General features: G+C 62.7%; 20 protein-coding genes and 2 pseudogenes. 17 read left to right on the forward strand and 5 right to left on the reverse strand.

Features of this window, described 5'->3' with window-relative positions:
- The first annotated feature begins 24 nt into the window (after positions 1-24).
- Complete coding sequence (locus JMY28_RS37255) at positions 25-1191, forward strand: radical SAM protein (RefSeq protein WP_201700884.1); 1167 nt, start codon at positions 25-27, stop codon at positions 1189-1191.
- Between the two features lie 22 nt (positions 1192-1213).
- Here JMY28_RS37255 and JMY28_RS37260 read toward each other — a convergent pair whose 3' ends face one another.
- Both JMY28_RS37260 and JMY28_RS37265 read right to left on the reverse strand, forming a co-directional pair.
- The gene (locus JMY28_RS37260; protein WP_236597217.1) at positions 1214-2545 is read right to left on the reverse strand and encodes a leucine-rich repeat-containing protein kinase family protein; all 1332 of its coding nucleotides are present in this window, start codon (positions 2543-2545) and stop codon (positions 1214-1216) included.
- 510 nt (positions 2546-3055) lie between these two features.
- The gene (locus JMY28_RS37265) at positions 3056-3511 is read right to left on the reverse strand and encodes an MEKHLA domain-containing protein (protein ID WP_201700885.1); all 456 of its coding nucleotides are present in this window, start codon (positions 3509-3511) and stop codon (positions 3056-3058) included.
- Between the two features lie 389 nt (positions 3512-3900).
- Between JMY28_RS37265 and JMY28_RS37270 the strand changes: the two are divergent.
- From JMY28_RS37270 to JMY28_RS37280, 3 genes and pseudogenes are all read left to right on the forward strand, one after another.
- A pseudogene (locus JMY28_RS37270) lies at positions 3901-5441 on the forward strand (methyl-accepting chemotaxis protein).
- A gap of 166 nt (positions 5442-5607) precedes the next feature.
- A complete protein-coding gene (locus JMY28_RS37275) occupies positions 5608-6102 on the forward strand; it encodes a molybdopterin-dependent oxidoreductase (RefSeq protein ID WP_201700886.1) in 495 nt (164 codons plus the stop codon).
- A gap of 303 nt (positions 6103-6405) precedes the next feature.
- Entirely contained in the window at positions 6406-6612 is a 207-nt protein-coding gene (locus tag JMY28_RS37280; protein ID WP_201700887.1) for a hypothetical protein, read from the forward strand.
- Positions 6613-6686: 74 nt separating this feature from the next.
- On the opposite strand, the gene JMY28_RS37285 is transcribed toward JMY28_RS37280, so the two are convergent.
- Positions 6687-7055 carry an antibiotic biosynthesis monooxygenase family protein gene (locus JMY28_RS37285; RefSeq protein ID WP_201700888.1) on the reverse strand — a complete coding sequence of 123 codons (369 nt, stop codon included), beginning with the start codon at positions 7053-7055 and terminating at the stop codon, positions 6687-6689.
- A 145-nt stretch (positions 7056-7200) separates the two neighbouring features.
- On the opposite strand from JMY28_RS37285, the gene JMY28_RS37290 reads away from it, so the two are divergent.
- The 4 genes from JMY28_RS37290 (at position 7201) to JMY28_RS37305 (ending at position 11487) form a co-directional block, all read left to right on the forward strand.
- Complete coding sequence (locus JMY28_RS37290) at positions 7201-7629, forward strand: MarR family winged helix-turn-helix transcriptional regulator (RefSeq protein WP_236597218.1); 429 nt, start codon at positions 7201-7203, stop codon at positions 7627-7629.
- Between the two features lie 118 nt (positions 7630-7747).
- Positions 7748-9019, forward strand: coding sequence for a cardiolipin synthase (cls, locus tag JMY28_RS37295; RefSeq protein WP_201700890.1), 1272 nt, complete (start codon positions 7748-7750; stop codon positions 9017-9019).
- Positions 9020-9152: 133 nt separating this feature from the next.
- Positions 9153-10139 carry a GNAT family N-acetyltransferase gene (locus JMY28_RS37300; RefSeq protein ID WP_201700891.1) on the forward strand — a complete coding sequence of 329 codons (987 nt, stop codon included), beginning with the start codon at positions 9153-9155 and terminating at the stop codon, positions 10137-10139.
- Positions 10140-10245: 106 nt separating this feature from the next.
- Positions 10246-11487, forward strand: a complete 1242-nt coding sequence (locus tag JMY28_RS37305) for a cystathionine gamma-synthase family protein (protein WP_201700892.1) — start codon at positions 10246-10248, stop codon at positions 11485-11487.
- 62 nt (positions 11488-11549) lie between these two features.
- On the opposite strand, the gene JMY28_RS37310 is transcribed toward JMY28_RS37305, so the two are convergent.
- Together JMY28_RS37310 and JMY28_RS39240 are read right to left on the reverse strand one after the other, a co-directional pair.
- On the reverse strand, positions 11550-12452 hold the full coding sequence (locus JMY28_RS37310; protein ID WP_201700893.1) for an NAD-dependent epimerase/dehydratase family protein: 903 nt from the start codon (positions 12450-12452) through the stop codon (positions 11550-11552).
- Between the two features lie 143 nt (positions 12453-12595).
- A pseudogene (locus JMY28_RS39240) lies at positions 12596-12742 on the reverse strand (LysR family transcriptional regulator); the annotation flags it as partial.
- Between the two features lie 745 nt (positions 12743-13487).
- Here JMY28_RS39240 and JMY28_RS37315 point away from each other — a divergent pair.
- The 9 genes from JMY28_RS37315 (at position 13488) to JMY28_RS37355 (ending at position 21768) form a co-directional block, all read left to right on the forward strand.
- Positions 13488-14258, forward strand: coding sequence for a GntR family transcriptional regulator (locus tag JMY28_RS37315; RefSeq protein ID WP_201700894.1), 771 nt, complete (start codon positions 13488-13490; stop codon positions 14256-14258).
- Positions 14255-15994: a fumarate reductase/succinate dehydrogenase flavoprotein subunit gene (locus tag JMY28_RS37320; RefSeq protein WP_201700895.1), complete on the forward strand. Its 1740-nt coding sequence runs from the start codon at positions 14255-14257 to the stop codon at positions 15992-15994. The genes JMY28_RS37315 and JMY28_RS37320 overlap by 4 nt, the downstream gene beginning before the upstream one ends.
- Before the next feature lie 11 nt (positions 15995-16005).
- Positions 16006-16251, forward strand: coding sequence for a 4Fe-4S dicluster domain-containing protein (locus JMY28_RS37325; protein ID WP_201700896.1), 246 nt, complete (start codon positions 16006-16008; stop codon positions 16249-16251).
- A 46-nt stretch (positions 16252-16297) separates the two neighbouring features.
- Positions 16298-17725 (forward strand): ABC transporter substrate-binding protein, encoded by a 1428-nt coding sequence (locus JMY28_RS37330; RefSeq protein ID WP_201700897.1) that lies wholly within the window; start codon positions 16298-16300, stop codon positions 17723-17725.
- A gap of 45 nt (positions 17726-17770) precedes the next feature.
- Positions 17771-18631 carry an ABC transporter permease gene (locus JMY28_RS37335; protein WP_201700898.1) on the forward strand — a complete coding sequence of 287 codons (861 nt, stop codon included), beginning with the start codon at positions 17771-17773 and terminating at the stop codon, positions 18629-18631.
- A 2-nt stretch (positions 18632-18633) separates the two neighbouring features.
- A complete protein-coding gene (locus tag JMY28_RS37340) occupies positions 18634-19446 on the forward strand; it encodes an ABC transporter ATP-binding protein (RefSeq protein ID WP_201700912.1) in 813 nt (270 codons plus the stop codon).
- A gap of 66 nt (positions 19447-19512) precedes the next feature.
- A complete protein-coding gene (locus JMY28_RS37345; protein ID WP_201700899.1) occupies positions 19513-20508 on the forward strand; it encodes a HEAT repeat domain-containing protein in 996 nt (331 codons plus the stop codon).
- Positions 20505-20798, forward strand: a complete 294-nt coding sequence (locus JMY28_RS37350; protein WP_201700900.1) for a gamma-butyrobetaine hydroxylase-like domain-containing protein — start codon at positions 20505-20507, stop codon at positions 20796-20798. Before JMY28_RS37345 ends, JMY28_RS37350 begins: the two co-directional genes overlap by 4 nt.
- A gap of 85 nt (positions 20799-20883) precedes the next feature.
- On the forward strand, positions 20884-21768 hold the full coding sequence (locus tag JMY28_RS37355) for a hypothetical protein (RefSeq protein ID WP_201700901.1): 885 nt from the start codon (positions 20884-20886) through the stop codon (positions 21766-21768).
- The last annotated feature ends 134 nt before the right edge of the window (positions 21769-21902 follow it).

Raw genomic sequence — 21902 nt, forward strand, 5'->3', positions numbered from 1 at the left:
GAGTCGGCAAACCATGAGGGCACCATGGATAGCACAGAGCGGACCATCAAGTGGCGCAGTCTGCCAAATGTAAGCAGCGTCGCGAGCGAGCCACGCAATCCATTGCCGGCAGTCTGCGACGTATCGGTGACGAACGTTTGCAACGCCGCATGCGACTTCTGCGGCTTTTCGCGTGAGAAGAAGCTCGCGGGCCCGCGTCGCTATATCGATCCTGACGAATTCGCGCGTGCGATGCCGATGCTGCGCAAACGCAGGATTCGCTACATGACGCTGCAGGGCGGCGAGCCTCTGGTTCACCCGCAGATCGAATCGCTCGTAGGGTCGGCCACGAAAGCCGGCATCCAGTGCGGCGTGATCACGAACGGCTGGTTCCTCCCCCGCCACATCAAACAGCTGGCTGGCGCCGGCCTCAAGCGTCTCCTGATATCGATCGATAGCGCGGACATGCGCGAGCACGAGCGTAATCGCGGGCTGCCGGGCCTTGAGGGCCGTATCCGCGAGGGCATCGCACAAGCCCATGCGTTCGGCATCCCGGTCTGCGCGACGGTTACGGTTAGCCATCTGGTCCATTACGCATCGCTTCCCGAGACGCTCGAGCGGCTTGGCTTCGATTCCGTGGTGTTTTCCTATCCGAGGCGGGAGGCGTTCGGTTCCACATCGCTTGTTTACGACGAAAAATCGACGCTCGTCGATCTCAGCCGTGACGAACTACTCGAAGCATTGAGTGCAATCGAGCGCCTCAAAAAGCGCTTTCGTGTGATGGACCCGAGCGCGGCACTGAATGAGGTTGCGCGGTTCGTGCGCGGCGAACAGCAACGCATTCCGTGTATCGCTGGCAGCAAGTATTTTTATATCGACTGGAACCTCGATGTCTGGCGTTGCGAACCGTGGCATGAGCCTATGGGCTCCGTCTTCGACCTCGACCGCCTGCCCGATCAACGGGAACCCTGCAATGCCTGCATGATGGGGTGCTACCGGCATGCCAGCGTCCTGATGCACGGTGCGATGGGCGTCACTGAGTCAGTCTATGCGCTGGGCAGGGGCGAGCTTCGCACTGCAGTGAGCTTGTTGTTCCAGCGCGGCGTTGCGTATTCGCTGTGGGCGCTGGCCACTGAGGAGCTCCCTCGAACCGCGCTTGCAGCATTGGCAGGACGGACCGGCGCACGCCGGTCATCGCCACAAAGCGCGTAAATGAGGCGCTAACTGCTTGCGCTCAATCGCTCAACGCGGACAGCCGCTCGACAATCTCGTCGAACGAGGGCCGCATCTCGACCTGCTCTGCGAAACAGTCGGCTATCAGCGCATCGAACCCAGCGGCACGATCATGCGCTTCTGCAGCCAAACGCTGCGCGAGTTCTTCCAGCAGGCAGCCGAACGCACGTACCTCGATACGCTCGAGCGCCTGCGCCTGTGCGCGATCGTCGATATCGTGCAACGACGCCGCGCCGAAGTCGCCGAGCAGTACGTGCCCTGCACCATCGTGCAGGATGTTGTGCGCATAGAGATCGCCGTGCATGATCCCGCGCCCATGCAGATGCCGCGCCGCCGACGCGATCCCGCGCGCGATCTGCAACGCCACCCGCCTGTCGAACCGTACATCGGCCCCGTAGACGTCCCGCGTGCACGAGTCGAGGCTCGGGGGTCCGGCGAGATTGACGAACGACGGATGGATCAGTTCCATCACAAGGCCATGCTCGCCCAGCGGATGACCGGTGGCCTTGCCGAGCACCGGGATGAGGTTCGGATGCGAACCAGCTTGCAGACACGCGGCCATTTCGAGCTCCGGCAAACCGTCGCTCGTCACCGCGCCCTTGAACAGCTTGACGGCGACCGCCTCGACCGGGTGCCCGTCGCGTAGAAGGCGCGTCGCGCGATGCGTCACGCCCGATGCGCCCTCTCCGAGCGTTTGTCCAAGCGCGAGCGTATGCCAGTCGATATCGGGCACCGGCGCCTCGGCCAGCGCCACCTGCTCGCGCATGGCGTTCAACGGATTGCCGGCGTAGGCGAGCCATGCCAGGCGCGGCAGGCGCAGCAGCCAGTCGGGCAATGCATCGAGCCGGTTCGCCGCAATCCGCAGCAGTTCGAGCCGGCTGCAAGCGGCCATCGTCTCGGGCAGCGAGCGCAGCCGGTTGCCGGCTAGCATCAGCTTCTGCAAATTCGGACGCTCGCCGATTTCGGCCGGCAGTGCGTCGACGTCGTTATCGGTCAGGATCAGCCAGCGCAATTGCGGCGGCAGCGCGCGCCCTGAAACGTGGCGGATGCGGTTCGCCTTGAAGCCGACCATGCCCAGCGACTCGCACTCGCCAATTACGGGCGGCAACTCGGTGAAGCGGTTATTCGAGGCGAACAGAATGCGCAGATGGCGCAGCCTCGGCAGCTCGTCCGGCAGCGTCGTGAGCGCATTGCCCGAGAGGTCGAGCACCTCCAGGGTGTCGGCGAGATCGAAGATCTCGCGCGGAAATTCGGTCAACCCGCAGGCGAGCTTGAGCTGTCGTGCGCCGGCGAGTTGCCCGTCACGCAGTTGTTCGAGGGTAGCGGTCTTCACGCGTGAATTGAATGGGAGATGGCAAGGAAATCGCGAACGCCGGCGCGCAACGCAGCGCCGGCCATCGCAATTCTAGCGGGTCGCGCGCTGCGATCGCATTTTGCCTCGCATGCTTCAGGAACGCGCCTCGTCGCTTGCGGCAGCTTACTCATGCACGCTCGTCGCAGACCAGCCGCCGCCCAGCACCTTGTACAGCGTGACCTGGTTCGACAATCGCGGTCCGCCTCGACCTGATCGACATAGGTCGCGCGCCCCGCCAGTGCGTTCGACACTTCCTTGAACGCCGTCTGAATCGCCTTTTCGTAGTCGGCCACGTCGATATCCTTCTCGATCTTCCCAAGCGGCGGCTTTTCCTGCTCCCCCCATCTCTTGCATGAATCTGTTGTGACATATATCCCATCGAATCGGGCATTGAATCGCGTTGCCCGGAAATAGAAGGCGCGAATCAATTGATTCGTAATACTAAATTTTCGACGTGCGGCTCAGAAAGGCGATGCGCGCTCGACCGCGTCAGCAAGACGCGACATGGGGAATCATCGCAGCCTGCCCGTGCAGCACGCCGGCTTCGTCGATCAGTTGCCATACGGTCGCGCGCTCGATCCAGAAGCGCTGCCCCGACTTCGTGATGCGGATGCCTCGATAGTCTTTCACGAAGCCTTCACGCGTAACCGAATCGAGAAATGCCTGGCGCTCGCTACGCTCGGGCGCCTGCGCCGAAAGACGCGAAGGCAGCGCCGTGATTTCATCCCAGTCATAGCCGAAGATCGCCTGTGCGCGACGATTGCCATACATGAACACAGGGTCCGCCTGCGTACCGTGCGCAAGCAAGCCGAACGGCGCGCGCTCGTAGAGCCAGGCCGCGCCCTCTGTGTCGCTCATGCCTTCGGGCGCGAGCGCAACGCCTAACAGGCGGCGATAGCTATTCGCGAGAAGGCGAAAAAGTTCGGTATCCATGTGCGTTGACATTCAGACTGGCTCCTTCGAATCGAGGGGTTTTGCGTTGCGCAATTCTATCAACCGCGCGTAAAAGCGCGCGCTGCCCATTGGAAAATGCATGCCGATACGGTCTTCGACACGTGCAGCGGTGCCAAACGGTGACGGTGATTTTAATTAGCATCCCATATTAACTCTCGAATCTCCGTCACGTGCAACAGCACGCGTTTCTTAGAATAGCTCGTGAATAGTCCGACTTTCTCAGGCGTTTTCGATGGCCAGCACAGCACGAGAAAGAGGTTTTAGACGGCTTCCGTATCACGAAAGACGACGTAATGCGCCAATACTCAAGAAGGGTCGGCGCGTGCCGTAATAAGGAGGTCGGCGCACCATGCGCCCAGCGTTTTCAGCAATTCGCCCCTATGAAGCTCAGCCGCAAGATTCCCCTCGCTTTCGCCGCGTCTCTCACCCTCATGTCGGCGGGTGCGTTTTACGGCATCCACACGCTCAACCAGGCGATCGATACCTATCGCACCACCGTGCAGGACGCCGCCGCGAACGAGCGCATGGTCTCGGCCACGCTCGTCGAGTTCAAGCTGCAAGTGCAGGAGTGGAAGGACACGCTCCTGCGCGGCAAGGACCCGCAAAAACTCGATCGTTACTGGGGCGCGTTCCAGAAGCGCGAGCGTACCGTGAACGATCTCGCCGCGGCGCTCGAAACGAAGCTGCCCGAAGGCGTTGCGCGCACGCTCGTCGAACAGTTCGCCGCGGCGCATGAGGCGATGGGCCAGGGGTACCGCAAGGGCTTCGAGGCGTTCAGGGCCGCGGGCGCCGATCCCGTCGCGGGCGATACCGTGGTCGCCGGTGTCGATCGCGCGCCGGCCGAGCTGCTCGACCGCGCCGCGCAGACCATTGCCGCCACCAACGCACAGGTGGCCGCACAGGCTGCGGTGCAGGCCGCGCACGCCACCATCGTGAGCGCCGTGCTCATGGTGGTCGCGTTCCTGCTCGCGCTGGCGGGCGGCGTGCTGTTCAGCCGCACGGTAACGCGCCCGCTGGGGCGCGCCGTGGGCTTTGCCCGCGAGGTCGCCAACGGTGACCTGTCGACCGATCTGCATGCGCGGGGCGACGACGAAACGGCGGAGTTGCTCATGGCGCTGGCAAAAATGCAGACGAGTCTCGCGCGCGTAGTGAGCGAGGTCCGCGCCAATGCCGAAGGCGTGGCGAGCGCGAGCGCGCAGATCGCCTCGGGCAACCAGAATCTGTCCTCGCGCACCGAAGAGCAGGCAGCATCGCTCGAAGAAACCGCTGCGAGCATGGAAGAGCTCACATCGATCGTGCGCATGAACGCCCAGAATGCGGAGCACGTCAGCTCGCTTGCGGGCACGGCGGCGCAGACCGCGGCGCGCGGCGGCACGGTGATGCGCGGCGTGGTCGGCACGATGCAGTCCATCGCCGACAGCTCGAGCAAGGTCGGCGAGATTATCGGATTGATCGACGGCATCGCATTTCAAACCAATATTCTCGCGCTCAACGCGGCCGTCGAGGCGGCGCGTGCGGGTGAACAAGGCCGCGGTTTCGCCGTTGCGCGGGCGAAGTCCGCACGCTCGCGCAGCGTAGCGCGAGCGCGGCGCGCGAGATCAAGACGCTCATCGAGCAGTCGAAAGAACACGTCGCAAGCGGATCGTCTCAGGTGGCCGACGCCGGCCAGATCATCGACGAGATCGTCGAGGCCGTGCAGCGGGTTTCCGGCACCGTTCAAGATATTTCGACGGCGTCGCGCGAACAGTCGACGGGCATCGAACAGGTGAACATCGCCGTCACGCAAATGGACGAAGTCACTCAGCAGAACGCGGCGCTCGTGGAGGAAGCATCGGCTGCAACGTATGCGCTGGCCGAACAGGCGCACGCGCTTCGCGAGACCGTCGCCGCGTTCAGGCTCAGGGATGCCGCCATGGCCTGACTTCAAGCGTCCGAACGCGCCACTTCGGGGGACATAACCGCTATGGCATGTCCGGCATCTCACTCACGAAGCTGATTCCGGCAGATCGCCAGCGTAATATACGCGAAGCTATATCGAACGCGACATTGCCCGCTCGTTGAACAGATACCGGCCCGGAGACTCATACATGGATATCGCGACCGCCCCTGCCCCAATCGACCATGCCGCTGGGCAATGCGCCCCGCTTCAACTCACGGGTAGCCTCGTGCATCCGATGTCCCTGTCGCTCGAGGCGCTCCGGCAATATCCGGCCGTGACGTGCCCGGCGTTCGATTTGCGCTGCTACACCACGCAGCGCTTCATCCGCACGGTCGCGCCCTACCGCGGCGTGCGCTTGACGGACCTGCTCGGGGAGGCGGAACTGCGCAACGACGTGGATGGCGACTTCAAGCGCATGATCTTCCTCGCCGTCGGCCACGATGGTTACTTCATGACGTTCTCGTGGCACGAACTGTTCAACACGCCCGTTGGCGAGCAGGTGGTCATCGCGTACGAATGCGGGGACAAAGCGCTCGACGCGCAGCATGGCGCCCCCGTGCTGTTCTCCGGCGCCGATCTCGTACCCGCGCCACGCCACGTCAAACGTCTCGCGCGCATCGAGGCTCGCGTGCTCGCGCTCTGAGGCCGCTCTACCCGGCTGGCTTGTGCAACGCAGGCTGGCCCGCATTCTCGCTATATGTGAGCCGCGCCCGGCCGCGGCTCACCTTGCGGCTCCGTCGGCCACCGCCTGTCGCGCTCATACCCCTAATTCGTTAGGCGTTACGCCGCGAGAAATCTTAGCCCACTGCTTGAAAGCAAAGCTTACGGTATGTAAGATCATCGTAATCTTTGGACTCGGAACGCGTCTTCCCGGGTCTTTTGGTGAACTTCGAGTCAATCCATCGATAATTTAGTCATCCTTTACTTCATCGTCAGGGAGAACAGCGTGTACACGTACTTCAGCCGACTCAACGCCACGTTCACCATCGCCGGCCTCCTCATGATGGCACCGTTCATGGCCATGGCCCGCCCGCCAGCACTGACCACGTCCCCACATGGCGATTCCATCGTCAAGAATCGTATGTCGAGCCGCGCCGCAGATGACGAACATCGCACCAGCGAGTCCGATGGAAGTGAATCTGCTAACAAGTGACGAGTGGTAAGCGTTCCTGATCGAATTCACCTCACTTCCTCTCGCCTGCCGAATGAAACTGGAGAAGGCCGTGCCTAACTCGCGCAAATACCCGGCACGGCAACCTTCTGGAAGATGTGCGGCGATGCGGTCACCGAGGAAGGATAAGCGGCCAGGCTCGACCGGAACGCCGGATGCGAGAATGCCGCCCGAAAATGCGCGGTGGATTCCCAGACCGCGTAATTCATATAGGCCGGATGTTCTCCGAGCGCGCGATGGAGTTGCGTCGAAATGAAGCCGGGTTGTTGCTTCATGAATGCGGCGTCGTCGTGCCAGACCTCGAGAAACTTCGCCTCATCGGCCAGATCGAGTGTGAAGACGTTCACGAGCACGACGGGCGCGGCGTCAATGGCAAGTTGACACTCGATCGGGCAGGAAGGATCAAGCGGTCGTAATTGCAGCATGGTGCACACTCCTGGTTCTGTAAGCATGATGTCAACCCATCATGGGCAATTTATAGTAAATTGACATTATGATGTCAATTTGAAAATAAGGTGCCATATGAACGAACCTGCGAGAACACCGGCCGGCGAAATCCTGTCGAGCATCATGCTCGATCTCTTCCGGCTCAATAACGGACTGCTCACCTCGGGAGACCGCCTGGTCGAAGGCCTCGGGCTCACGAGCGCGCGCTGGCAAATGCTAGGCGCCATCAGTGCCGCAGAGCGCCCACAGCCAGTGGCCTGGATCGCCCGGGATCTGGGGGCCAATCGGCAGAACGTACAACGGATCGTCAACGACCTCGCAAACGACGGTCTGGTGCGCTTCGAGACAAATCCTCACCATCGCCGCGCACAGCTGGTCGTTTTGACCGACGAGGGCAGGCAGGCATTCGAAGCCGCCATGTGTCTTCAGGCCCCTTGGGTCAACCGCCTGGCCGATGGCGTGACGGTCAACGAGATCAAGGCCGCGCATCGCGTCATGATGAAGTTGCTGGCGAATCTGGACGACATGGCCGAAGCCGCGGATCCGCGCTAATCCGCGCCGATCCCGATCGCTCCGCGCCCCTTGCGCATGCAATGTGCTACCAGCATGGCATCGTTCCCAGGCGGGCGCCGGGACACCCACGGATCCATCCGCCAGACGAGGCCCACGCATGTCGACAATTGCCCTCATTGTCGTGACCGTCGCGGTGACGCTCGTCATCATCCTTGTGATTGCGAACCTCACGAGCGGCGAGAAGAAGATCGAGCACAAGATCAAACGCCTTTACGCGAGCGACAGTCCACAGTTCATCCGCTCGATGGGGCTGCTGCTCGGGCCACCCGTCGTGGGAGGCAATCGCTTCGAAGCGCTCGTGAACGGCGACAAAATCTTTCCCTCGATGCTGGAGGGCATGCGCTCGGCGCAGCGCACCATCACCTTCGAGACCTTCATTTATTGGTCCGGTGCGATCGGCGAGGAAATCGCGCGCGTGCTGGCCGACAAGGCCCAAGCGGGTATCGCCGTGCATGTGCTGCTCGACTGGGTTGGCTCTTCGAAGATGGACAAGCGCTATCAACGGATGCTGCGCGAGGCGGGTGTCCAGCTCGTGCTGTATCACAAGCCGCACTGGACCGGTCTTGGCCGCATGAACGACCGCACGCACCGCAAGCTGCTCGTGATCGACGGGCGCGTCGGCTTTACAGGCGGCGTGGGTATCGCCGACGAATGGACCGGCCACGCGCAGGATGAAAAACACTGGCGCGATACGCACTTTCGCGTTGAAGGCCCGGCGGTCGGACAGATGCAGGCAGTCTTCATGGACAACTGGGTCAAGGCGACGGGCAATGTGCTGCACGGCCCGCAATACTTTCCGGAGATTGACGCCGCGAGCAACGGCCTCGCGCACATGTTCAGCAGTTCGCCGTCGGGCGGCAGCGACGACATGGAGCTGATGTACCTCATGGCGATCACCGCCGCGGCGCACACCATCCACTTGTCGACGGCGTACTTCGTGCCGGACAAACTGACGATCAACGCAATCGTCGAAGCGGCGAAGCGCGGCGTGAAGGTGCGCATCATCACGCCCGGCAAGCGCATTGACACCCACACGGTGCGCGAGGCATCGCGCGCGTGCTGGGGCGACCTGCTCGCGGCGGGCGTGGAGATGTACGAGTATCAGCCGACGATGTTCCACTGCAAGGTAATCGTCGTCGACGAATATCTGGTGTCGGTCGGCTCGACTAACTTCGACAGCCGCTCGTTCAAGCTCAACGACGAAGCCAATCTCAACATCTACGACCGCGATTTTGCGCGCCAGCAGACCGCCATTTTCGATGCCGACGCTGCCCTCGCGAAACACATCACGCTTGACGACTGGCGCCGCCGGTCGCTGCGCGAAAGGCTGCTCGAACGCGTGGCCGCCCTCCTCGATTCGCAACTATGACCCGCGTCGACAATGTCTGAACCGCCGGCACGGGCGCTGCCGGCCATTCGACAACGAAGCGAAGATCGCCGACAATCGGTGCCCAATTTCCGGCAGTCAACAACACAGTCAGAATAAAAGGGGACCGCAACCCATGCTGCACATCGAGGATCTGGCCACTGCGCCGGAGGGGTTTCTGCCCGACGAGCCGGAGGGGGCGGAGTTTTACCAGGCCTTTCAGACGGCTCGGCTGGACGACTTCAGCTTTGGCTACTTCGCCGTGTACCGGGACAGCGCGCTCGTTACCGTGGCGCCCTACTTCGTCATGGATTTCCGGCTCAATACCTTGCTCCCCAACGGCTGGCTGAAGCGCAGCTTGAGCTGGATCCGCTTCAAGCTGGCCTGCATCGGGCATCCGACGGTAGACGCCGGCCGCATCCAGGGAGAAGTCTCGCAGGAAACGCTCGCGGCCATCAGCACGGCGCTTGCGAAGAAAGGGAGCCTGCTCGCCTACAAGGGATTCGCCGAGGATTTGCCGCTGCGCGGCTTCGTTGCGGCAAAAGGCCTGCCCGTGCCTGTGCTGTCGATCGGCCCGGACTACTATCAGGCGATGAAGAGCGACCGTAGAAACCTGCTCAAGCGCAAACTGAAGAAAGCCGCCGCGCTGCGCTATGAAGAGTGCGCGGGGCTACCCGATCATCTCGTCGCCAAAGTGCATGCGCTGTATCTGAACACCTGGCAAAAAGCCGAGTTGAAGTTCGAGAAGCTCACGCCGGAGTATTTCGCCAATACCCGCAGCCTCAGCCATTATCTGCTGTACTTTCTGGACGACGAGTTGATTGGCTTCACCCAGTTGATCGGCAAGGGACGGCACCTCGTCAACCGTTATATCGGGCTCGACTATGCCAGGAGTCACGAATACGGCTTGTACTTCGCCATGTTCATTCGCACGGTCGAATTCGGCATTCGCGAAGGCTTTGAGGAAATCGAGCTGGGGGCCACGTCCTATGAGTTCAAACGCATTCTGGGCGCGCGCCAGATTCCCACATGGAATCACTACCGGCACAACAACGTGTTGGTGAACTGGATGCTCGGGAAGCTGCGCGGTGTGCTGGAACCGTCGGAGTCCGAACTGCGTTAGCGCGCGCCGCGCATTGGGAACACCGGCGCCGCGCGCCCCAATGCCAGCAACACGCGTTACAGGCGATAATGTGCCAAATGCAATCGACTTGAGAAACGGAGTAAGAATGAGCAAGCAAGGCTTCACCACCGGCATCGTTCACGGCGACAGAATCGCGGGCACCGAGCACGGCGGCGTGCGTCAACCGATTCACACGTCCGTGCAATACGGTTTCGAGCGCGTCGAGGACCTGATTGGCGTGTTTCAGGGCACGAAGAAAGGCGGCTTCAACTACGCGCGCCAGGGCACCCCCACGACCGCCGCGCTAGAGCGCAAGATCACGAGCCTGGAAGGCGGCACCGGCACGGTCTGCTTCAGCACCGGCATGGCCGCGATCACGGCAACCTTCCTCACGCTGCTGCGCGCGGGCGATCATCTCGTGTCGAGCCGTTACGTGTTCGGCAACACCAACAGCCTGTTCGGCACGTTGCGCACGCTCGGCGTGGAAGTCACGACCGTCGACGCCTGCGACGCCGCGAACGTGAAGAACGCCATCCAGCCGAATACGCGCATGGTGTTCGTCGAAACCATCGCGAATCCGGGCACACAGATTCCCGACCTGCAAGGCATCGGCGAATTGTGCCGCGAGCGCGGCATTGCCTACGTCGTCGACAACACGATTACTTCGCCCGCGTTGTTCCAGCCGAAGGCGGTCGGCGCGAGCCTCGTCATCAACTCGCTGACGAAGACCATCGCGGGCCATGGCGCCGCACTCGGCGGCGCGGTGACGGATACGGGCCTGTTCGACTGGAGCGCGTATCCGAATATCGCCGACGACTATCGGCGTTCGGCGGCGAAGGATCAGGGGCTCTTGCAGATCCGCAAGAAAGGCCTGCGCGACATGGGTGCGTCGTTGTCTTCGGAGCAGGCGCACGCCATCGCGATGGGTGCGGAAACGCTGGCCCTGCGCGTGAAGCAAAGCAGCGACAATGCGCTCGCGCTCGCGCAGTTTCTCGAAGGCCACTCAGCCATTGGCAAAGTGTTCTATCCGGGCCTCAAGAGCCATCCGCAATACGAAGTCGCACAGGCGCTGTTCAAGGGCGCGTCATGGCTGCTCTCGTTCGAATTGCTCAACGCCGAGCGCATGATCGACGTTGTCAACGCGCTCGAACTGCCGATCAAGGCGACCGGTCTCGGCGACACACGCACGCTCATCATTCCCGTCGCGCCGACGATCTTCTTCGAAGCCGGCGCAGAAACGCGCAAGTCGATGGGCATATCCGACGGCATGCTGCGGCTTTCGGCGGGCATCGAGGATATCGACGATCTGATCGCGGACTTCTCGCAAGCGCTCAAGCTGGCTGCGTAACACCTGGCGTGTCGCTCTCGTGAACAGGGCCAGCACGCGCTGGCCCTGTTCGTATGCAGCGCTTACGGATTGAAGCGTTTCGCCTCGTCGCGCCAGTAGTGCTGTTGCTGCCAGCCAAGCAGCCGTTTGAGCTTCTCGTTGCTGAGCAGCGTCTCGAACTCGCCGAGGGGCTTCTTGACCGGCACGCCCGGATAGTAGCGATCCAGCAGGGTCTGGGTCGGCAAGTCGGAAGACACATCGTCCGCCGCGACGTTCATGATCTCGAAACCGAGCCCGTCCGTTTCGATGGCCAGCCTGCACGCGTTGGCGAGGTCTCGCCCGTCGATATAGCTCCACGCAATGCGCTTGCGCAGCGCGGGGTCCTTGAGCCACGTGGAGAACTTTGCGTAGTCCTCGGGATCGAGCACGTTGCCAATTCGAAAGCAGTAGATGTCCGACCCGGTGCGCGCCTGGAATGCCTTCGCGGTCACCTCGTTGACCACTTTCGACGTCGCGTAGCTGTCCATCGGATCGACCGGATAGTTCTCGTCGAGCGGAAAGTACGCGGGATCGCGATGCCGGTGGGCGAACACCACGCCGTAAGTCGTCTCGCTCGAGGCCACGATCACCTTGCGGACCCCCAGTTTCGAAGCGGCGTCCAGAATGTTGTAGGTCCCCATCACGTTGATGCGGTAGACCTCGTTATCGGTCGTCAACATGATGCGAGGAATCGCCGCGAAGTGAACGATCGCATCGACCGGCTTCGGCTCCAGGTCGTCGGCGAATTCCACCGGCGCGGTGGTCGACGCGATCGCATTGAAGACCTGGCCCGCGTCCGTAATGTCTGTGATCAACGTGCGCACGGTGCGCTTCGGCATGGGCACTCGGTCCAGATTCAACACTTCGTAGCCGTTCGCCATCAGGTTCTCGACCACCCATTTTCCGGCAAGGCCGCTGCCGCCGGTCACCATGACTCGTTTTGCCATTTGTCTCTCTCCTGTTCGTCGCGTCATTCCAGCCTCTGCGAACGGGCACGTTACCGCAAACATTGGCCGGCTGTCACGATCGCCCCTGTCTTTCCAGCCGGATGGATTCTCTGCGCGGCGCACAGACAATTCGCTGCCGCAATTCACTCGCCCGATTGCGCGGGCGCAGGCACCGCAGCGTGCCGCTTGAACCGCTCCGCCAGAAAATCGATAGTCGCACGCGCGCGCGCCGATTGATTCCGCTTGTTCGGGTAATAAACGAACAAATCGGCAAGCGGCTGCACGAACTCACCGGAGTGGTTAGTTTGAGGTGGCTCGTAGAAAACCTTCTATGAGTTGAACGCGGTGGCCTTTGCTTGTGTTCGCGCCGGTATGCCAGTGTTGCCCCTGTGCGGGGCGGCACCTACTTTTCTTTGCGGCGGCAAAGAAAAGTAGGCAAAAGAAAGCCGCTCAAACCGCCAGCGCCTGCCACAGTTCACCTCTGGCCGTACATGCCAGTGGCTCCGGAGCGTCTGTCGCCTCGCACCACCCAGGTCAGTGACAAAGGGCTCATTCATCCCGCGGCTCGCTACGCGCGCCGCGGCCGGGTCTGCAGGGGAAACCGATCTTTCTGCCAGGACATTCGGGTTTGGGTTATGCGCCTTCGGCGCGCGTAGCGCCGCCGGAAGGATGAGCGCCTTGTCACTCCGCTTGGAGGCAAGTGGTGACAGACGCTCCGGAGCCACTAACTGTGGTGGCGCGAGATGAACCGTGGCAGGCACTAGCGGTGTGAGCGGCTTTCTTTGCCTACTTTCTTTGCCGCTGCAAAGAAAGTAGGTGCCGCCCCGCACAGGGGCAACACTGGCATACCGACGCGAACACAAGGAAAGGCCAAAACAGCCACAACCACAAACCAGCCTCTTCCGTAGTAACGTCGAAATCCACAACAACACAGCGCCAACCAGAAACACACGAAATAGATATCAGAATTCGTTCGTTTGTCGCAGATGAAAGCCTGACTAGACTGCACATCCATCTTGTTATGACAAGCCAACCATGTCACGAACGAATCTGGTGGCGCTTTCCCCCCAGCCGCTCTACGTCCAGATCAAGGACACCCTGCGCGAGCGCATCCTGAATGGCACCTACGCGCCGCACAGCCAAATGCCCTCTGAACACGAGCTATGCGCCCTGTTCGGGGTCAGCCGCATTACCGTGCGCCAGGCGCTTGGCGATCTGCAAAAGGAGGGCCTCGTTTTCAGGCTGCACGGCAAGGGCACGTTCGTCTCGAAGCCCAAGGCATTCCAGAACGTGACATCGCTGCAAGGCTTCGCAGAAGCGATGTCGTCGATGGGCTACGAAATCGTCAACCAGTTGCGCAGTTTCAGAATCATCAAAGCCGATCGCCACATCGCGCAACGTCTAAACCTGGCGGAAGGCGCGCCAGTCGCGGAAATCCACCGCGTGCGCATGCTCAACCGCGAACCCGTTTCGCTCGAACTCACGTGGGTGCCCGAAGCGCTCGGCAAGCGGCTCGCCAACGCCGATCTCGCCACGCGCGACATCTTCCTGATTCTCGAGAACGACTGCGGCGTGCCGCTCGGTCATGCCGATGTGTCGATCGACGCGATTCTCGCCGACGACGACATCGCCCGCGCCCTGCGCGTGGAAGACGGCAGCCCCGTGCTGCGCATCGAGCGCCTGACGCACGACGCATCCGGTAACCCCATCGATTACGAATACCTGTACTTCCGCGGCGACGCCTTCCAGTACCGGCTGCGCGTCGACCGCCAGAAAACCCGTGCAAGGGGAAGGAAAACGCAATGAATACCGAAGTGCTCGAATACGACATCGTGGTCGTCGGCGGCGGCACGGCCGGCCCAATGGCCGCAATCAAGGCCAAGGAGCGTAACCCGGCGCTCAAGGTGCTGCTGCTCGAAAAAGCCAACGTCAAGCGCAGCGGCGCGATCTCGATGGGCATGGACGGCCTGAACAACGCCATCATTCCCGGCCACGCCACGCCCGAGCAGTACACGCGCGAGATCACCGTCGCTAACGATGGCATTGTCGATCAGGAAGCCGTGTATGCGTATGCCCGGCACAGCTTCACGACCATCGAGCAACTGGACCGCTGGGGCGTGAAGTTCGAGAAGGACGGTAACGGCGACTACGCCGTGAAGAAGGTCCATCACATGGGCGCTTACGTGCTGCCCATGCCCGAAGGGCACGACGTGAAAAAGATCCTGTACCGGCAGCTCAAGCGCGCGCGCATCGAGATCACGAATCGCATCGTCGCCACGCGGCTCATGACGGACTCGCAGGGCCGCGTAAGCGGCGTGCTCGGTTTCGACTGCCGCACGGCGCAGTTCCACGTGGTGCGCGCGAAGGCCGTGATCCTGTGCTGCGGCGCGGCCGGGCGCCTCGGCCTGCCCTCCTCCGGCTACCTGATGGGCACTTACGAGAATCCCACGAATGCGGGCGACGGCTACGCCATGGCGTACCACGCCGGCGCCGCGCTCGCGAACCTGGAATGCTTTCAAATCAATCCACTTATTAAGGACTACAACGGACCGGCATGTGCGTATGTCACCGGGCCGCTGGGCGGCTTCACCGCGAACGGCAAGGGTGAGCGCTTCATCGAATGCGACTACTGGAGCGGCCAGATGATGTGGGAGTTCTATCAGGAACTGCAGAGCGGCAACGGCCCCGTGTTCCTGAAGCTCGATCATCTCGCCGAAGAAACGATCCAGACCATCGAGCAGATCCTGCACACCAACGAGCGCCCGAGCCGCGGCCGCTTTCATGCGGGCCGGGGCACCGACTACCGGCAGCAGATGGTCGAGATGCATATCTCCGAGATCGGTTTTTGCAGCGGGCATAGCGCGTCGGGCGTCTACGTGAATTCGCGAGCCGAGACGACCGTGCCCGGCTTGTACGCAGCAGGCGACATGGCAGCGGTGCCTCACAACTACATGCTGGGCGCGTTCACCTACGGCTGGTTCGCGGGCGCGAACGCGGCCGAATACGTGGCGGGCCGCGAGCACGCGAGCCTCGCCGAAGGCCAGATCGCCGCCGAACGCGCGCGCATCTATGCGCCGCTCGAACGCGAAAACGGACTCCCTCCGGCGCAGGTCGAGTACAAGCTGCGCCGCATGGTGAACGACTATCTCCAGCCGCCCAAGGTCACGCGCAAGATGGAGATCGGCTTGCAGCGCTTCGACGAAATCGCCGAAGACATCGAGTCGATCAAGGCCAACAATGCGCACGAGTTGATGCGCGCCGCCGAAGTGCGTGCCATTCGCGACTGCGCGGAGATGGCCGCGCGCGCCTCGCTGTTCCGTACCGAAAGCCGCTGGGGCCTGTATCACCACCGGGTCGATTACCCGCAGCGCAACGACGCCGACTGGTTCTGCCACACGCACCTGCGCAAGGACGCATCCGGCAGGATGACGAGCGAAAAGCGCGCGGTCGAGCCGTACATCGTCCCGCTCGCGCAAGCGGATCGAGGCGCCTACGATCAGCTGCGCATTCGCGAATCCGCGGAACTCGCCACCGAACACTGAGGAATCCGAAAATGGCCTACACGCCGCACGAAATTTTCCAGCGCAGCAGTGCGCCCGTCACGATCGACGAAAACCGCTGCATTGCCGACAAGGGCTGCACGGTATGCGTGGACGTGTGCCCGCTCGACCTGCTCGCGATCGATGTGAGCAAAGGCAAGGCATACATGCAATTCGACGAATGCTGGTATTGCATGCCCTGCGAACGCGACTGCCCGACCGGCGCAGTCAAGGTCGACATTCCGTACCTGTTGCGCTAGCCGCTGCGACTCCACGACGGTCCCCATATTGCTCGCCAAAAAAGCCATGAAAACACGCCAACGGATTCTTCGCCTTCTCGCCGCACCGCTTGTGTTCGCCGTTGCAATGTCCGCCCAGGCCGAGACGATTCGCGTCGCGATCGGCACCCAGGACACGACCATCAACTGCGCGACGGGCGGCCTCCTGATCCGAGAATTGCATTTGCTCCACAAGTATCTGCCGCATACCGGCAAATACGCGACCGTCACTTACGACGTGCAGTGGAAAGACTTCACTTCCGGTGCGCCGCTCACGAACGAAATGGTAGCGGGCAAGCTAGACTTCGGCGCCATGGCGGATTTCCCGGGCTCGCTCAACGGCGCGGCGTATGAGAAGGCCGGGCGAAAGAGCCTCTTCATCACCGTGCTCGAAGGCAGCACCGAGGGCAGCGGCAATGGCATCGTCGTGCCCGTCAATTCGCCGGTGCATTCGATCGCCGACCTGAAGGGCAAGACAATCTCGGTGCCGTTCGCCTCGACCTCGCACGGCATGCTGCTGCGTGCAATCAAGGCACAAGGCTGGAACCCGGATACCGACGTGAACATCATCACGCAGGCGCCGGAAGTGGCCGGCAGCGCGCTCAAGGCGGGCAAGATCGACGCGCACGCCGACTTCGTGCCGTTCGCCGACCTCTTCCCGTATCGCGGCATCGCCCGCAAGATCTATGACGGCGCACAAAGCCATGCGCCCACCTTCCACGGCGCGCTCGTCGATGCCGCGTATGCACAGAAGTATCCCGAAGTCGTGGTCGCGTATCTGCGCACAGCAATCGAGGCGAACCGCCTGATCGCAGAGGATCCCGAAAAATATAGTCTGCTGATCGAGAAAGTGACGGGCATCGAAGCGCCTGTCGATTATCTCTATCACGGCCCGCTCGGCCTGCAAACGCGCGATCTCACCTGGAAGCCGGAGTACCGCCAGGCGGTGGCGACCGCCATCGACACGTTGAAACTGCTCAAGAAAACGGATGTCACGCTCGATGCGAACACGTTCGTCGACGACCGCTACATCCGCGAAGCGTTCAAGGAGTCGGGGCTCGACTATGACGCCGCGCTGAAAAACTACGCGCGCCAACCGCTTTTGGCAAATGACGCGCTGACCGGCAAGCCCATTCGCGATCCCCTCGCGGTCACGCAGGTGTGGGTCGCAAACGAGGCGCACGTGCGCAACTATGCAAGCGCGGCGGAAGGTTTCGCTGCGCTCGCGAAGCTTGAACAGTCCGGCAGCAAGGTGCGCGCGGTGTACGTGCAGGACCACGACAGCGGCCAGAAGCTCTTCGCTTCCGACGCCTGGTACGTGCGCGACGCGCATGGCGGCGTCACCGCCTTCCTGCAGAAGGCGGGCGCCGATGCCTATGCACAGCACACGTCGGGCGCTGTCGTGGACTATGCCGCCGCAAAAACGGGGGCGCAACAGGCCCTCGCTTCGCGCTAGCACGCCATGTCCTGTCCGCTCATCTTCACTTTATGAGGAGTCCGCATGTCTGCCACGCTCGACCTCGCAGCCCGGCAACGCCCGGTCGCCCAGGAACCGGCAGTGACTGGAGCCGCGGCGCGCTATGCACCGATGCGCCGCCGCGCCTGGCGCGCCGGATCGATCGTGCTGTTCGTGGCCGCCTGGCAAGCGGCCGTTCATTACCGCCTATCGCTTGGCATCGTCACGTTCGCGAACGTCCCCTCACCCGCCGACGCCATTCCCGCGCTCTGGGCGCTACTCCATTCGCCCAAACTTCCGATGCATCTCGCCGCGAGCCTGACGCGCGTGCTGGCCGGCTTCTGCGCGGCGGCTGTGGTCGGCGTCGGGCTCGGACTCGCAATCGGCCGCTATCGCGCGCTTGAAGATGTGCTGCTGCCGCCGCTCGAAGTGCTGCGGCCCATCCCGGCGGTCGCGTGGATTCCGCTCGCGATCCTGATGTTTCCCTCTTCGGAACTGAGCATGATGTTCATCACGTTCATCGGCGCGCTGTTTCCCATCTTGCTGAACACGATCCACGGCGTGGAGGCCGTCGATCCCCGCCTCGTCGCCACCGCGCGAGGTCTCGGCACCGGCTCGCTGTCGCTCTACACGGAAGTGGTGTTGCCAGGTGCGGCGCCTTCGATTTTCACGGGCCTTTCCATCGGCATGGGCACCGCCTGGTTCTGCCTCGTGACCGCGGAGATGATCGCCGGTCAATGCGGCATAGGCTATTTCACCTGGGAATCCTATACGTTGCAGAACTACGCCGATATCGTCGTCGGCATGGCACTGATCGGCGTACTCGGCATGGGCAGCAGCCTGCTCGTCAAGCGCATTGGCGCAGCGTTGACGCCGTGGTATCGCCTGCGGGGAGCCCGCCAGTGAACATGCCAGCCGCCATCCAGCCGCAAGCCCGCGTCCGGGCCCCGGTGTCCCACGCGCCCGGGCGCATTGACGTGCGCTCGTTGACCGTGGAGGTCGGGCCGCCGCACGCGCGCTTCGCCGCACTCGACTCGCTCGACGTCGATATCGCGCCCGGCGAGTTCGTTTGCGTGCTCGGGCCGTCCGGCTGCGGAAAGTCCACATTGCTCGGCGCCATTGCGGGGCACCTGCCGGCCACGCACGGCGAAATCGCCGTGGACGGTCTCGCGGTCGATCGCCCGCATCCCGAGCGTGGACTCGTATTCCAGCAGCACACGCTGTTCCCCTGGAAGCGTGTGATCGACAACGTGGCCTTCGGCCTGAAGATGAAGGGCGTTGGGGCAAGCGAGCGCCGGCGCGAAGCCGCCGAACTGCTCGCGCTGGTCGGCCTCGCGGGGTTCGAGTCGCACTATCCCGCGCAGTTGTCGGGCGGCATGCAGCAGCGTGTGGAGATCGCGCGCGTGCTGATCAACCGTCCACGCATTCTGCTGATGGACGAGCCCTTCGGCGCACTCGACGCCCAAACGCGCCGCATGATGCAAACGCTGTTGCTCGACATCTGGGCGCAGATCCGCACGACCGTCGTGTTCGTTACACACGACATCGACGAAGCGCTGTTTCTCGGCGACCGCATCCTGATGCTCTCGCAACGACCCGCGCGCCTAATCGCCGATATTGCGGTGCCGCTCGTGCGGCCGCGTAGCGACGAGAGCACGACCGAAGCCGGATTCATCGACATCAAGCGCCGCTGTCTCGCGTTGTTGCGCGAAACGGCGTAGCCCGCAAGCGCCTTCTACGTCACCCGAAACACTACCTGAGCGCCCACCAGACGACCGCCTTTGCCCATGACCGCTTCCGCTCCCACCTTACCGAACCCGCAGCACCTGAGCGCCGAAGCGAGCGCCTTGCTCGCGCGCCTGGCCGACGCCGATCCCGCCGTGCGGCGCATCGCGCTCTTCGAACTCGCCGATCTCGAAGATGAAGCGCTGCTGCCGGCGTTCATCGCCGCGCTGCGCGACGACCCCGCTCCAGATGTGCGGCGCGAAGCCGCCGTCGTGCTGGCCTCGTGGGAAGACGACGACGTCGTTCAAGCGCTCTGCACCGCGTTGCTCGACACCGACGACGACGTGCGCGAAGCCGCGGCACAAAGTCTTTCGGAGCTGAAAGCCCAGTCGTCGGGTCACGTGCTGCGCCGCTGGGCCACGCGGCCCGAACCGTTTGTGCGCCGCGCGGCGCTGCGCGGCCTGCGCGAACTGCGCTTTGCGGATGCCTTCGAGCCGGCGCTGCACGCGCTCGCGGATACAGAGGCCGACGTGCGGCTCGAAGCCGTGGCCGTGCTTGGCTGGCTCAAGGAGGCACGCGCGCTTAAGGCGCTCGCCGCGCTCGCCGCCAGCGACGCGCATCCTGAGGTCCGCCGTGCGGCCGTTGGCGCGCTTGGATTCGCGTCGCCTGGCGATCAGGCCACGCTCGACGCGCTGCTCACGGCGCTGCGCGACGACGCCTGGCAAGTGCGCGAAGAAGCCGCGACGACGCTCGGCAAATTGCGCGCCGCCACGTCGCTCGAACCGCTAGTCGTCGCGCTCGGCGACGCGTACTGGCAGGTCCGGCTGCGCGCGGCGCGCGCGCTCGGCCAGCTACGCGATGCGAAAGCCGCCGCCGCCGTCGCCACGCTGCTCACGCACTCGATCAGCAATTTACGCAAAGAAGCGGCGCTCACGCTAGGCGAACTGGCCGCGCGGGAATCATTGGCGGCGCTGCAAAGCGCGGTACAAGACCGTGATCCCGAAGTGCGCAAGGCCGTGCGCATCGCGATCGGGCAGATCGAGGGCGCAGCGCCATGAAAACGCCGCTCGAAGTCCGCAACGACTCCGTCACGCGAGCGCTCACGCTGTGCTGGCCAACGGGCGAAATACAACGCGTGGACCACGTCCGGCTGCGCGCAGCCTGCCCGTGCGCAGCCTGCCGGCGCGTGCGGCTCGGCGGCGTCGCGCCCGCGGCCGCACCGGACGTGACGCTGCTCGCCATCGAGCCGATGGGCTACGGCGTGCAACTCGCGTTCAGCGACGGCCATGCACGCGGCATATATCCCTGGACGTACCTCGAGCAACTCGGGCACGGCGAGGACCGCTAGCTTCCTCCCTCGACTCCCTCGGTTTCGCAGCCCCCCGCCCCGCTTCGGTCTTCGATTAAAGAACTCTCCCGCAGCGCCGATATGTATGCCAAGCCGTGCTCGTTTGGCCGGCGCTCCAACCGTTGACAGAGAATCGAAGAAAAAGATGCGAAACAGAATAGCCCGCCTGCTCGTTGGCACTTCCATCACCTCCGTTGCGCTATTGTCCGGATGTGTCCAGTTCGTGCCGGTCAAGGATATGGCCAACGACAAGCCCGGCTATCTCGCGGCACACTTTGGCGTGGACTCATTGCCCACGAGCCTTCGCGACAAAATGCCGGCAGCGGGTACGCACAAACTGCCGTTCAAGGTCTTGACGGTGCTTGGCAAGGTAACGGGGCACGTTGGCACAGCCGGAATCGAGCGCGACTTCAAAACCGTGCTGATCAACGCGCAAGATACGGGCATGGTCCAGCAGGTGTATGAAAGCTCGGCGAATGGTGTTCCCGCAGCCGCAACGTTCAGCCTCTCCTACCTCAACATTTACAGCCTGAAAGAAGAAACGGCGAACTACGCGCAGACAGCGGCGTTCATCCCCTTCGTCGCGCATGATGCCGACAACGGCGAGTTTGCTTTCAACGCGCCGCAGGAGGATGAAACCTATACGACGACCTTCAAGTTCGGCACGACGGTTCAGATCGTCAACTTCCGGCCGCTCACGTGGACCTGTCATGCAAGCCGCTACTATCCGGCTTCCCAGTTCAACGCCGCGCTGACTGGCAAAGCGATCGACCTGGACTGCGAGCAAACGAAAGATGGCATCGTCCAGAACAAGACGCGTCGAACGTATCTGACTGAATACGGCATCGGTCTAACCCGCTCGGTCGCTACGACCGCCGGAAAGCTGGACTGGTCGTATAGCGGCTTCGACAAGGACGGGCTCCAGACGCTTACGCCTCACGGCCAGGCGGCGATCGAAAAGCCGATTTGAGGCGGAGACCGTGACGGGGCGCGCGCGTCGGCGCCGCTCCTGTGTCACGAAGTGCCCTTGTTCGGGCGAAAAAAACGTTACGGCCTCCTGAGTTTCAATTTTGACGTTAGACGTGCTTACCTCGCCGGAAGTGC

This window comes from Paraburkholderia hiiakae (genome assembly GCF_904848665.1).
Lineage (GTDB): Bacteria > Pseudomonadota > Gammaproteobacteria > Burkholderiales > Burkholderiaceae > Paraburkholderia > Paraburkholderia hiiakae.

Excerpts from the sequence above, each read along its gene's own strand:
- JMY28_RS37255 (WP_201700884.1), top strand. The coding sequence starts at position 25 with ATGGATAGCACAGAGCGGACCATCAAGTGGCGCAGTCTGCCAAATGTA.
- JMY28_RS37265 (WP_201700885.1), bottom strand. The coding sequence starts at position 3,511 with ATGTCAACGCACATGGATACCGAACTTTTTCGCCTTCTCGCGAATAGC.
- JMY28_RS37275 (WP_201700886.1), top strand. The coding sequence starts at position 5,608 with ATGGATATCGCGACCGCCCCTGCCCCAATCGACCATGCCGCTGGGCAA.
- JMY28_RS37285 (WP_201700888.1), bottom strand. The coding sequence starts at position 7,055 with ATGCTGCAATTACGACCGCTTGATCCTTCCTGCCCGATCGAGTGTCAA.
- JMY28_RS37290 (WP_236597218.1), top strand. The coding sequence starts at position 7,201 with ATGCTCGATCTCTTCCGGCTCAATAACGGACTGCTCACCTCGGGAGAC.
- cls (WP_201700890.1), top strand. The coding sequence starts at position 7,748 with ATGTCGACAATTGCCCTCATTGTCGTGACCGTCGCGGTGACGCTCGTC.
- JMY28_RS37300 (WP_201700891.1), top strand. The coding sequence starts at position 9,153 with ATGCTGCACATCGAGGATCTGGCCACTGCGCCGGAGGGGTTTCTGCCC.
- JMY28_RS37305 (WP_201700892.1), top strand. The coding sequence starts at position 10,246 with ATGAGCAAGCAAGGCTTCACCACCGGCATCGTTCACGGCGACAGAATC.
- JMY28_RS37310 (WP_201700893.1), bottom strand. The coding sequence starts at position 12,452 with ATGGCAAAACGAGTCATGGTGACCGGCGGCAGCGGCCTTGCCGGAAAA.
- JMY28_RS37315 (WP_201700894.1), top strand. The coding sequence starts at position 13,488 with ATGTCACGAACGAATCTGGTGGCGCTTTCCCCCCAGCCGCTCTACGTC.
- JMY28_RS37320 (WP_201700895.1), top strand. The coding sequence starts at position 14,255 with ATGAATACCGAAGTGCTCGAATACGACATCGTGGTCGTCGGCGGCGGC.
- JMY28_RS37325 (WP_201700896.1), top strand. The coding sequence starts at position 16,006 with ATGGCCTACACGCCGCACGAAATTTTCCAGCGCAGCAGTGCGCCCGTC.
- JMY28_RS37330 (WP_201700897.1), top strand. The coding sequence starts at position 16,298 with ATGAAAACACGCCAACGGATTCTTCGCCTTCTCGCCGCACCGCTTGTG.
- JMY28_RS37335 (WP_201700898.1), top strand. The coding sequence starts at position 17,771 with ATGTCTGCCACGCTCGACCTCGCAGCCCGGCAACGCCCGGTCGCCCAG.
- JMY28_RS37340 (WP_201700912.1), top strand. The coding sequence starts at position 18,634 with ATGCCAGCCGCCATCCAGCCGCAAGCCCGCGTCCGGGCCCCGGTGTCC.
- JMY28_RS37345 (WP_201700899.1), top strand. The coding sequence starts at position 19,513 with ATGACCGCTTCCGCTCCCACCTTACCGAACCCGCAGCACCTGAGCGCC.
- JMY28_RS37350 (WP_201700900.1), top strand. The coding sequence starts at position 20,505 with ATGAAAACGCCGCTCGAAGTCCGCAACGACTCCGTCACGCGAGCGCTC.
- JMY28_RS37355 (WP_201700901.1), top strand. The coding sequence starts at position 20,884 with ATGCCAAGCCGTGCTCGTTTGGCCGGCGCTCCAACCGTTGACAGAGAA.